Origin of the sequence: Arthrobacter sp. 35/47 (genome assembly GCF_000520475.1) — a bacterium.
Classification (GTDB): domain Bacteria; phylum Actinomycetota; class Actinomycetes; order Actinomycetales; family Micrococcaceae; genus Arthrobacter_D; species Arthrobacter_D subterraneus.
Map to the genome: position 1 here is coordinate 108,864 of NZ_KI914592.1, position 11,130 is coordinate 119,993.

The 11,130-nt window shown below is 67.8% G+C and carries 12 protein-coding genes; 4 read left to right on the forward strand and 8 right to left on the reverse strand.

Annotation, left to right across the window (positions count from 1 at the left end; translation table 11 throughout):
• Both X803_RS22195 and X803_RS0107170 read right to left on the reverse strand, forming a co-directional pair.
• Positions 1 to 473, reverse strand: a 473-nt coding sequence (locus X803_RS22195; RefSeq protein ID WP_035778182.1) for a hypothetical protein, incomplete at its 3' end; no start/stop codon positions are given.
• 61 nt (positions 474 to 534) lie between these two features.
• The gene (locus tag X803_RS0107170) at positions 535 to 1,575 is read right to left on the reverse strand and encodes a hypothetical protein (RefSeq protein ID WP_216699041.1); all 1,041 of its coding nucleotides are present in this window, start codon (positions 1,573 to 1,575) and stop codon (positions 535 to 537) included.
• 116 nt (positions 1,576 to 1,691) lie between these two features.
• On the opposite strand from X803_RS0107170, the gene X803_RS0107175 reads away from it, so the two are divergent.
• The 4 genes from X803_RS0107175 (at position 1,692) to X803_RS0107190 (ending at position 5,321) form a co-directional block, all read left to right on the forward strand.
• On the forward strand, positions 1,692 to 2,828 hold the full coding sequence (locus X803_RS0107175; protein WP_026544615.1) for a type III polyketide synthase: 1,137 nt from the start codon (positions 1,692 to 1,694) through the stop codon (positions 2,826 to 2,828).
• A complete protein-coding gene (locus tag X803_RS0107180; RefSeq protein WP_026544616.1) occupies positions 2,829 to 3,515 on the forward strand; it encodes a class I SAM-dependent methyltransferase in 687 nt (228 codons plus the stop codon). It begins immediately after the preceding gene.
• The gene (locus X803_RS0107185) at positions 3,508 to 4,629 is read left to right on the forward strand and encodes an FAD-dependent oxidoreductase (protein ID WP_026544617.1); all 1,122 of its coding nucleotides are present in this window, start codon (positions 3,508 to 3,510) and stop codon (positions 4,627 to 4,629) included. Before X803_RS0107180 ends, X803_RS0107185 begins: the two co-directional genes overlap by 8 nt.
• Positions 4,630 to 4,730: 101 nt before the next feature.
• The gene (locus X803_RS0107190) at positions 4,731 to 5,321 is read left to right on the forward strand and encodes a rhodanese-like domain-containing protein (protein WP_026544618.1); all 591 of its coding nucleotides are present in this window, start codon (positions 4,731 to 4,733) and stop codon (positions 5,319 to 5,321) included.
• Between the two features lie 30 nt (positions 5,322 to 5,351).
• Here the strand turns inward: X803_RS0107190 and X803_RS0107195 are convergent, their stop codons facing one another.
• The 6 genes from X803_RS0107195 to X803_RS22200 form a co-directional block, all read right to left on the reverse strand.
• Entirely contained in the window at positions 5,352 to 5,978 is a 627-nt protein-coding gene (locus X803_RS0107195; RefSeq protein ID WP_026544619.1) for an FMN reductase, read from the reverse strand.
• 74 nt (positions 5,979 to 6,052) lie between these two features.
• Positions 6,053 to 6,256 (reverse strand): hypervirulence associated TUDOR domain-containing protein, encoded by a 204-nt coding sequence (locus X803_RS0107200; RefSeq protein WP_026544620.1) that lies wholly within the window; start codon positions 6,254 to 6,256, stop codon positions 6,053 to 6,055.
• A 40-nt stretch (positions 6,257 to 6,296) separates the two neighbouring features.
• Complete coding sequence (locus X803_RS0107205; RefSeq protein WP_026544621.1) at positions 6,297 to 8,210, reverse strand: glycoside hydrolase family 127 protein; 1,914 nt, start codon at positions 8,208 to 8,210, stop codon at positions 6,297 to 6,299.
• A complete protein-coding gene (locus X803_RS0107210) occupies positions 8,207 to 9,220 on the reverse strand; it encodes an arabinan endo-1,5-alpha-L-arabinosidase (protein ID WP_253907408.1) in 1,014 nt (337 codons plus the stop codon). The genes X803_RS0107205 and X803_RS0107210 overlap by 4 nt, the downstream gene beginning before the upstream one ends.
• Positions 9,220 to 10,722: an arabinosylfuranosidase ArfA gene (locus X803_RS0107215; RefSeq protein WP_026544623.1), complete on the reverse strand. Its 1,503-nt coding sequence runs from the start codon at positions 10,720 to 10,722 to the stop codon at positions 9,220 to 9,222. Before X803_RS0107215 ends, X803_RS0107210 begins: the two co-directional genes overlap by 1 nt.
• Positions 10,723 to 10,841: 119 nt before the next feature.
• On the reverse strand, positions 10,842 to 11,130 hold a 289-nt coding region (locus X803_RS22200), incomplete at its 5' end, for a hypothetical protein (protein ID WP_162149207.1).

The following is an 11,130-nucleotide window of genomic DNA, read 5'->3' on the forward strand; positions in this document are numbered from 1 at the left end:
GGGACGGGATCCACCGGGGCTGCCGCTGAAGCGGTTGCGGAGGGTGCCGCCGGCGCAGGTTCCGCACTGTGCGTGCCGTGACCGCCGTCGTCGCCCTCTTCGCCGCCGTGGGCCTTGTGGTGACCCTCCCGGTTTGCCGGGGAAACCTCGGCGCTCACCAGGGTGAGTCCGTCGGGATCCTGCAGGGTGACGTCGTCGAGCGTGAAGGTTTCGAGCGCCTCGTTGTGCACCAGGACCGTGAATTCCTGGAAGCCGATGCCGGGCTGGGTGGAGCAGAGGGTGGCGCCGTTCTCGGCGAGATTGAGGGGATCATCGCCGACGTCAGCGGTGGCGGGCTGCTGAACGGCGCTCGCGTTTTCCTGCATCCGGGGAGAGTTCACATCAAGCGGGTTGGACTCGACGGCCATGCATCCGCTCGCGAGGAGTGCCGTGAGCAGGGCTCCGCACATCAGTGCCGCCGATCGAACCGCCATGTTCCACCATCCTCGTTGTCTACCGTAACTTCTATTCGCCGCTACGGCACCGGCGGATGGGTTACTCGTACAGGATGTACTCCGGTCGCGGGACCAGAGCGAGGACCTCGGGCGGCGTCATCAGCGGGCCGAGCACCACGTCCTCCTCGAAGAACAGCTTGAAGCCGGCGTGGACCGTGGGCGGTAGGTCCTTCATCAGCAGGTTGTAGGTCTCGATTTTCATGTGGGGCGCACCGATGCCGTCGACGCTCCGGATCACCTCTACGCCCTCATACTCCTGAATGGCCGCCACATTGGAGACGACGCCGGGAGCCACCTGATGGAAAATCAGCGGCTTTTGCGGGAGGTTCTTCTCCGTCACGAGATCATCAAGGTACGCCGCGATCTCGTTGATCTCCTCCCCCGTGGTGTGCCCGTAGGCGAGGCCCGGAAGCTGTTCACCGGTGATGTCCCATTCCGGATCGATGGCTACCCCGACGTCGGGGTGCACCAGCCACTTCTCAAGGGCGCGGACCTCGTCCGCCATACCGGCCCGCCCCGGTTGGACGTTCAGCAGCAGCATCCCGTCATGCCGGCGGGCGGCCTCGAGGTACTCGCCGATGATGTCGTCGGACGTACGCGTGCGGTAGGCGCCGTCATCGCCCGGAGCTGCCTGCACGACGACGGCGATCAGCTCCAGCACGGGCATCACCGTCCTGCCGCCCGCCAGCTCCGCCCCCAGCGCCTCGATCTCCGCGACCCGCTCGTCAATGGCGCCGATACCCAGCCTGCCGAGGCCCGCCGAGTAGGGGTGCCCGCTGAATCCGACCAGCCGGTACTCGGGAAACAGCTCCACGCCGCCGCGGGGCAGCTCCAGCGGATCCGGGGTGGGTGAGGGTGTGGGTGAAGGAGTGGGCGACGGCGTCGGCGTGGGCGATGGAGAGGTGGCCCCCGTTGGAGCCGAGGAGGAGGTGGCCTGCGGCGAGTCCGAGGACGTCGTCCCTGCGCCGGGGGACCCGCTGCACCCGGCCAGCAACGCGGCCGATACCGCCACCACAACGCCCAGGCGCACCGGGCGCTGCGGGAGGGGGCGCCGTCGTCGTTCGCTCAGGGGCCGGTCCATATCCCCACGCTACCGCTCCGCGCGGAGAGCTTAGGGCAGAAACAGCGGGCAGGCAGCGAAGGGCCCTGAGCCGGCGTCGTATTGTGTTCGGTTATCCGCTCCCCTAAGAATGAACTATGACAGTGCTGATGAGGTCCCTTGAAACCGCCGTGCCGACAACCGTGATGGTGCAGGCGGAGGTTCGGGACGTCTTCGCCGCCCAGCCCGGGCTCAGCCGGCTGGGAAAGCGGCTGGTCACGGCCGCGTTCGATTCCTCCGGCATCGACACCCGCTACACCGCTGTGGACGAGATGACCCTCGGACGGCACAGCGAGGAACCGGTGTTTTTCGATTCAGCCACCATGGCCATCCTCAGCCCCGGGACCAAGGTCCGCAATGAGGTCTACGCCGAGGCGGGCACCAGGTTGTTCGTCGAGGCTGCCCAAAAGGCGCTCGATGCGGCAGAGGGGGTCGAAGCCGCCGACATCACGCACGTGGTCACCGTGTCCTGCACCGGTTTCTTCAACCCCGGGCCGGACTACAAGATTGTCCGTGCACTGGGCCTGGATCCCTCAGTTCAGCGGTACCACCTCGGGTTCATGGGCTGCTACGCCGCCTTCCCTGCCCTGCGCGCGGCAAAGTCCTTTTGCGAGGCGGACCCCAGGGCGGTGGTCCTCGTGGTCAGCGCGGAGCTGTGCTCGCTTCATGTGCGCACCTCGAACAACCCGGACACCATTGTGGGGACCTCGCTCTTCGCCGACGGCGCAGCGGCGGCCCTGATCAGCGCCCGCACCGATCTTCCGCAGCCGGCCGCACCGGTTCTCAGCCTGGACTTCTTCGAGACCACGCTGACCCCGGTCGGCGAGGAATCCATGGCCTGGAACATCGGTGACGAAGGCTTCGAGATGGTCCTCGGAACCTACGTGCCGCACATCATCGACGAGCACATCGTCGGCGCGCTTGCGCCGCTGCTGGAACGGGACGAGTCCCTCATCGGGCTCGAGTACCGGGACATTGAGCACTGGGCCATCCACCCGGGCGGCCGCAGCATCCTCGACAAGGTGCAGGCCAAGCTCAAGCTCAGCGACGGCCAGCTCATCCCCGCCCGGGAGACCCTGCGGAACTACGGGAACATGAGCAGCGCGACGGTGATGTTTGTCCTCAAGCACATCCTCGACCAGCCCGCGGGCGAGGCCGATGAACGCATCTGTTCCATGGCGTTCGGGCCCGGACTCGCGGTGGAAACTGCCCTCCTCACCAAGACCTCCGCCTGAATGGCCTTCCTCGCCCACCGGGACCTCACCGCAATCGAGGAGATGGACAAGCCAGGCTGCAACCCCGCCATGCTGGAACGAACCTACGCCCAGTTCGGGCTGGTCAACCGGACTGTGGCGGGCTGGCACCGCACCTGGGTGCGGCACGTCCGGCCGGTGCTGCGGACGTCCGGTACCAATACCCTCCTCGACATCGGCTCCGGCGGCGGCGACATACCCCGGGCGTTTACCCGCTGGGCCGCCCGCGACGGCTTCCGGCTGGACATCACCGCAATTGACCCGGACGAACGCGCCCACGCATTCGCAAACAGCCAGCCGACGACGCCCGGACTCACCTTCAGGCGCGCCTTCAGTTCCGAGCTGGTCGCCGAGGGCGCGCGGTTCGACGTCGTCACTTCCAACCACGTGCTGCACCACCTCTCCCCCGGCGAGCTGCGGGGCCTGCTGGAAGACTCCGAACAGCTGGGGACCCGGTTGGCGCTGCACAGCGACCTGGTGCGGACCCGCATCGGTTTCGCGCTGTTCGGTGTGGCGACGCTGCCGCTGCGTGGGTCCTACATCCGCCGGGATGGGCTGACCTCGATCCGCCGAAGCTACCTCGCGGAGGAGCTGCGTGCTGCGGTGCCGTCGAACTGGCGTGTCGAACGGCAGTTCCCGTTCCGTAACCTCCTGGTGCACCGTGCCTGAGGTTCTCATTGTCGGCGGCGGGCCGGTGGGCTTGTTCACGGCCATCCTCCTGGCGCAGGCCGGGGTGGACGTGGAGGTCCTGGAGCGCCGCACCGAGCGGAGCCCGCACTCCCGCGCCATCGGGATTCACCCGCCCGCACTCGCGGCGCTGGAACAAGCCGGGGTGATTGAACAGCTGCTCTCCGCGGGCGTGAAGATTCCGGGCGGGGTTGCCCGCAGCCTCGGGCGGACGGTGGCGGAGCTGTCCTTCGAGCGTCTCCCTGGCCGGCACCGCTACGTACTCGCGCTCCCGCAGGAGCAGACCGAGCGCATCCTGGCCGAGCGGCTTGCAGCGCTCTCCCCCACGGCGCTGCGCCGGGGGGAGACTGTGGCGGCGGCGCATGATCTCGGGAACGAGGTGCTGACCGTCACCGAAAGCGGCGCGCACCGGTCCGCGCTGCTGATCGGAGCCGACGGCGGCCGGAGCACCGTGCGGGATGCTGCCGGGATCAGTGCCGGTGTCCGCCCCTACCCCGATGCCTATGTCATGGGCGATTTCCCCGACACCACCGCGGATGGATGCACCGCCGCGCTCTATCTGGAGCCCAGCGGGATTGTGGAGTCCTTCCCCCTGCCCGGCTCGGTTCGGCGCTGGGTGGTCCGGATGCCGTCGCTGGTCGCAGACCCGACCGCCGAGACAGTTGCAGGCCTGGTCACGGAACGCACCGGAGTGTCCGTGGACAGTTCGAACAACATGATGCTCAGCTCCTTCACGGTGCGGCGGCGGATTGCGGACCGGTTTGTGCAGGGGCGCATCGCGCTGGTCGGCGACGCCGCGCACGAGGTGTCCCCCATCGGTGGGCAGGGCATGAATCTGGGATGGCTTGATGCCGCCCAGCTGGTACCGCTGGTGGTCGCTTCGCTGGCGGGCACCGACGTCGGGCTGGGGCTTCGCCGCTTCAACGGGGAGCGGCGGCGGGCTGCCTTGGTGGCCGCACGCCAGGCGCACATCAATATGATCCTCGGGCGCCCCTTGCCGGGCCCGGTGCTGGCTGCCCGGAACCGTCTGATGGGCGGCATGGCCGGGGTGCCGAAAGTGCACGACGCCGTCGCGCGCACCTTCACCATGCACTGAGCAGAACGCTATGCGTCGCCGCGTTTCATTCCTCTGGAAGACGGACGACCCGGGTGCCACACTGAACGTCCACCCATTTCCCTGCCTGGAAGGGAGACCCCTTGGCCTCCGCGAGCAGCACCATCACCACCCTGGAACCGCCCGTCCTGCGGGAGTGGATCAGCGAGCACGAGGACCTCGTCATTGTCGACGTCCGGTCCGCCGCCGAATACGAGAACCTGCACATCCGCGGCTCCTACAACGTGCCGCTGCCGCTCCTGGCACAGCACGCCGCCCAGGTGCAGAGCCGGCTGGGGAAACGTGTGGTCCTCGTGTGCCAGTCGGGAGTGCGCGCCGAACAGGCCCGCCAGCGTCTCGCATCAGCAGGGGTTGATTCAGCGCTGGTGCTGGCCGGTGGCGTTCCCGCCTTCGCGCAAGCCGGTGGAGAAGTCATCGAGGGGGCACAGCGCTGGGCCCTGGAGCGCCAGGTCCGGATGGTTGCCGGGTCACTGGTTCTCACCGGGCTCCTCGCCGGCAGATTCATCTCCCCGAAGCTGCAGCTGATCGCCGGAGGCATCGGCGCCGGGCTGACGTTCTCGGCCGCGACCAATACCTGCGCCATGGGTACGGTGCTGTCGAAGATGCCGTGGAACCGATCAGCGGCTGAGCCCACACTGGAATCGGCGATCAGCCAGCTCCCGTCCGCCAGCTAGCCGGGACGGGAATAACCAGCCGGTAAGAATCTAGCGTCCCTGCACCTGCGCCAGGAGTTCCTCGAACGGCAGGGATGTCTCCGGGCGCTGCCGGCGCTGTACCGCCGCGGTGCCTTCAACCATGCCGGCGAGTTCGCCGGCGGCGCGCCTGACACGCTGGTCCAGCGCGTCAGCCCCGTTTGTTCCGGTTCCCCAGTCCTCGGGGCCGGCGTAGACGGAGGTGGAGACAACCCGGGCGCGGAGGTAGATGAAGAGCGGACGCATGGCGTGCTCGAGCATGAGGGAGTGCCGCACGCTGCCGCCCGTCGCCGCGATGAGCACCGGCATCGACTCCAGGGCAGTGTTGTCGAGGACATCGAAGAAGGACTTCAGCAGGCCGCTGTAGGAGCCCGAGAAGACAGGGCTGACCACAATGAGGGCGTCCGCATCCGCCACGGACTCCAGAGCATCGGCGAGCGCAGGCGGGGCAAAGCCCGTCACCAGGTTGTTCGCGATGTCGACAGCGAGTTCGCGCAGCTCGATGGTGGTGACGTCGGTGTGGACGCCGGCGCGTTCGAGCTCCCGGCGGGTCGCCTCGCCAAGCTGATCCGCGAGCATCCGGCTCGACGACGGCGTTCCCATTCCGCCTGACACCACTACTACCCGGCGCGTATCCATTGCCCGTCCTCCAGTTCGCTGCTATTCATGCGTTTGCATCTAGTTGAACCGGCGGCAGGCGGGAAACATTCCCGCTAGTGCCCCTCGAGCGCGCTTTCCTTGTGGGCGGCCTGCTTGCCCGACTTCTCGCTTTCGACGATGTAGTAGGGCTCATCCTTCGATGCGTTGAACTTCTGCCCCTCGAAGGTGAACTCCTTCTCCCTCTTTTCCACGACCGTGCCGTGGGTCTTGCCCTGCGACGTGTGCCAGCTGACTTTGGTTCCCTTGCTGTATGCCATTGCCCCAGCGTTTCACCCCGGCGTAGCGGGCGCCACCGGTTCAGCCGGCAGGAATCCAGACGCGCATGCCGCCCGGGCCACGGTTGCCCCACCGGAAGTACGGCACCAGGTCAACCCTGAAGGCAGCGTCCGCGCGGGGCTCCGCAGTGCCCGCCACCGGGTACGGATCCGACGACGCCGGCGTCCGGAGAACCGCGGACACACTCACCTTCGGGACACGGATGTCATCGGCAACCAGCGCTTCAGCGCCCTGCACCACCGGCTCACCCGCGGCTTCCAGCACCACATCCTCCAGCACGACGCCGGCGGGCAGGTCCGTCTGCTCCAGCGCGTACACGATGGGTCCGCGCGTCACGGCCAGGCACCCGCGCACCGCGTCGATGTGCGGGTGCGGTGAGCGAAACCGGGCGGGCAGGTGCAGCACCAATTCGATGGTTCCGGTGCCGACGCCCGCAACAACAAGGTATCCACCGACGTCCTCGGCGCGGTGCTCAACGCCGTCCACCAGGAGCGAGTAGCGCTCCGCCCACCCGGGCAGGCGCAGCGCCAGCGACGGCAGCTGTCCGTCGACGTCCAGCAGGATCCGGCCGTCGAACGGGTAGCCGGTGCGGACGGTGACCGACGCGTGCGGCAGCCGGAGGTTTGCGGGCTCGTACAGGTGAAGCTGGAGGCCGCCGTCGTCGTCCATGGTTGCCGCATAGGCGTGCAGGGACGAGAGCAGGCGGGCGAGGTTCGGCGGGCAGCAGGCGCAGTCGTACCAGGGAGCGCGGCGGGCCGGCGCCTGCTCGTGCTCGCCGTCCCGCTCGGTGCGGACCTGGAGCGGGTTGGAGTAGAAGTACTCCGTTCCGGCCGGTGACGTGGAACCTGCAACGGCGTTGTAGAGCGCGCGTTCCAGCTCGTCCGCGTACCTGGACTCACCGGTGACCAGGAGCATCCGCCAGCTGAACTGCACGCCGGCGATGGCCGCACACGTCTCCGAGTACGCGCGGTCCGGCGGGAGCTCGAAGGGGTCGCCGAACGCTTCGTCGCGGTGCCGGGAGCCGAGCCCGCCGGTGATGTACATCTTCCGCCCGTGGACGTCGGACCAGATGCGTTTCAGCGCTGCGAGCAGCTGCTCGTCGCCGTCCTCCGTGTACAGGTCGGCGGCACCGGCCCCCAGGTACAGCTGGCGCACCGCGTGTCCGGTGGCTCCGGGAACCTCACGCACCGGCGCGTGATCCTGGAAGTACTGGTAGCCGAAGCGGTCCTCGCCGACGCTCCGCTGCCCGCGGGCATCGATCATCCGCCGTCCGAGGTCAAGCCAGCGGGTTTCGCCGGTCAGCCGGTACAGCTCCACCAGCGCCGTCTCAATCCCGGGGTGCCCGCACACGGGTGGACGGCCGCCCGGCGGGAAGGAACGGTCCACCAGCCCGGCGAACCGGACACCGATCTCCAGCAGGTCCGTGCGTCCGGCGGTCCGCGCCCAGGCGATGCCGGCCTGCAGCAGGTGCCCGAGGCAGTAGAGTTCGTGGCCCCAGCGGAGATCGGCGAACTGCTTGTCGGGTGTCGCGGCGTAGAACGAGTTGAGATACCCGTTCTCCTGCTGGGCGCGGGCAAGCAGCGCGATGGTCTCGTCCACGAACGGCAGGAATTCGGTGATGTCACTGCGTCCCGCCTCCCAGCCGAGGGCCTCGAGCACCTTGTAGATGTCCGAGTCGGCGAAGTGGAAACCAACAAATTCATACGACGACGCCGCCTCCTGTGCCTCGGCAGCCGCCCGCATGTTCGGCAGTGCACCGGACACCTCGAGCTGGTCGATGCAGTGCCGGAGGCTGGAGGAACGGTTGGTGTGCTGCCAGGAACCCAGCATGCCGTCCGGTGTGAAGGTCACTGCATCAAGCGGCAGCGGGCTGAACGCCAGTCTGCCCCGGGCACGGGGTGCAGCAGGCGCGACGGTACCGGTCTCGGGTGTCATGTGCGGTCCTGATCCCAGCGCACAGTGGGCCAGCCGTCGTCCCAGGTCAGTGGGATGAGGCCAAGCCGGAAGGCGCCGTCGAGTGCTTCGTCGTAGTAATGGAAGGCGAGCAGGTTCCCGGAGACGGACTGGCCGCCCGGACCCACGCGCGGACCCTCGCTCGCCAGCAGAGGGGTACCGCCGTCGTCGAGCATGGGCACGCCGTCGCGGTCCAGGTAGGGTCCCTCGATGTCGGCGGACCGTCCCACCGCCATGTTGTACGTGCTCTCGAGCCCCTTGCAGCAGAAGTCCTTCGAGACGAACAGGTAGTAATAGCCGTCCCGGGCAAGGAGGTACGGAGCTTCGATCGCGTTGGGTGGACTTTGCCGGTCGGCAATGGTCAGCGGCTCGGACGTGGGATCGGCGGGGAGTCCGGTGGGCCACTGAAGCTCCACCAGCTGCAGTCCACCCCAGAATGAGCCGAAGCTCAGCCAGGGTGTGCCGTCCGCATCCTCGACGATGCCCGGGTCGATCGCGTTGTAGTTCTTCCCCTTCGAGGAGATGACCTCTCCCCGGTCCACCCACTCGTAGGCGGGGTCTTCCGGATCGAGCGTGGTGTTGGTCGCGAGCCCGATTACCGAATCATTGCTTCCGAAGGTCGACGCCGAGTAATAGAGGTACCAGGTGCCGTTCTGCTCGTAGAGCTCCGGCGCCCACAGATTGTCGACGCCGGAAACCGCCTCCGTGAGCCACTCAGGCTTTTCCTGCCACACCTCGCCCGCATACTCCCAGTGCTCGCCGTCTTCCGAGCGGCGGACCTGGATGTTGCCGTCCGCGGTCCGGCCGTCGCCGGTGGAGTAGACAAACCAGTCGCCCTCCCGTTCGCCGGCGCCGGCCCCTGCGATGAGCGCCGGATCGTGAGTGAAATAGTCGCCACTCAGCTCCAGTTCCCCGGAAGCCGGGGCCGCGCAGCCCGCCAGCCCCGCACCAAGGGCGAGGATGGCGGGCCATACCGCTGCGGAGAGCCTCACTATGCGAGGGCGATCGCCGACCAGGACACCGGCGGCAACGTGACGGTGAGGACACCGCCGTCGAGCACTGCACCGTTGAGCTGCTGCAGGCCGACCCGGGTCTGGTCCTCGCGGGTGTTCTTGGCGTAGACGTCCTCGTCATGCAGGGTGACGGCCTCGGTGATGGCCTCCGCGCCGAGGTCCCGGACGTCGATGGAAACGTCAATGGCGTCGGTCTGGCTGCGGTTGACCAGGAACAGGGCCGAGTTGCCGGCGTCCGCCGTTGCCACGGCGTCCACCAGCGGGGCATCCCCGTAGACCTTCGTGGAGTAGGTTCCGGCATCGATCTGCGGGCGGAGCACCTCACCCCGCGCCAGCCGCGACGTGACCGAGAAGGGGAAGAAGGTGGTCTGGCGCCAGGTGTCGCCGCCGGGTTCGGTCATGATCGGCGCGATTACGTTGACCAGCTGTGCCAGTGACGCGGAGGCGACGCGGTCGTGGTTCTTGAGCAGCGTGATCAGCAGGTTCCCGAAGACCACGGCGTCAGCGACGGAGTAGGTGTCTTCGAGCTGGCGCGGGGCTACCCGCCACTCGTTGTTGACCTCGTCCGAGGCCTGGTGCTCGTCGAGGTACCAGATGTTCCACTCGTCGAAAGAGAGCTTGATGGTCTTCTGCTTCTTGAGCTTGTGCTTCACGTGGTCCGCGGTGGCGACCACGGTTTCGATGAAGTACTGCATGTCCAGAGACGAGGCGAGGTAGGAGCCGAGGTCTCCGTTGCGCTCCTGGTAGTAGGCATGGCAGGAGATGTAGTCCACGTAGTCGTAGCTCTGCTCGAGAACCACGCGCTCCCATTCGCCGAAGGTCGGCATGGAGGAGCCGGAGGAGCCGCACACCACCAGCTCGAGGTTCTTGTCCGCCGTCTTCATGGCGGAGGCGGTCCGGGCGGCGATCTTGCCGTAGTCCTCGGCGGACATGTGCCCGATCTGCCAGGGGCCGTCCATCTCATTGCCCAGGCACCACATGCGGATGTTGTACGGCTCCGCAGCGCCGTTGGCGATGCGCTGGTCGCTCAGCGCCGTACCGGAGGGGTGGTTCGCGTATTCGAGCAGGTCGAGTGCCGCTTCGATGCCGCGCGTACCGAGGTTCACGGCCATCATCAGCTCGGAGCCGGTGAGCTTGCACCAGCGGGCGAACTCGTCGAGGCCCACCTGGTTGGTCTCGAGCGAATGCCAGGCCAGGTCGCGGCGCACCGGGCGCTGGTCGCGGGGGCCGACGCCGTCTTCCCAGCGGTAGCCGGACACAAAGTTGCCGCCCGGGTAGCGGATGGTGGTGGAGCCGAGTTCCCGGACGAGTTCGACGACGTCCATGCGGAAGCCGTCCTCGTTGGCGGTGGGGTGGCCGGGCTCGTAGATGCCGTCATACACGCAGCGGCCGAGGTGCTCCACGAAGGAGCCGAAAATCCGGCGGCTGATCGGCGCCACAACCGCTGAGCGGTCGATGCGGATGGTGGTCGGTGCTTCCACGGGAAGGTTGCTGCCTGCGGCGGGAGTCGTGGCCGCCGTCGAGTCGGGCGTGGTGGTGGTGGTCACGGTGGGTTCCTTTTCTATCGGGTGGTCTGTGTCTACGGGGTCTGGTCAGGAGGTCAGGCAGGAGTGAGCCGGCGCAACCCCCTGGGAGGCAGGCGGCGCGCGGGGGCGCCGCCGTCGTTCAGGGCAAGTACGTCCAGGCGGTGGCCGATCACCAGGCCGGAGGCAAGCAGCGGCAGTGAGGCGCCCATCAGCGGCAGCAGCGCGCTCACTCCGCTGAGCAGGAGCGCGATCCCTCCGATCGACACCAGCCAGGCCAGTGTCATGCCCGGTGATGCCAGCGGCAGCACCAGCGCGCAGCGCCAGGTCCGCAGCACGGTGTCGCGGTAGCGGGAGCAGAGAACG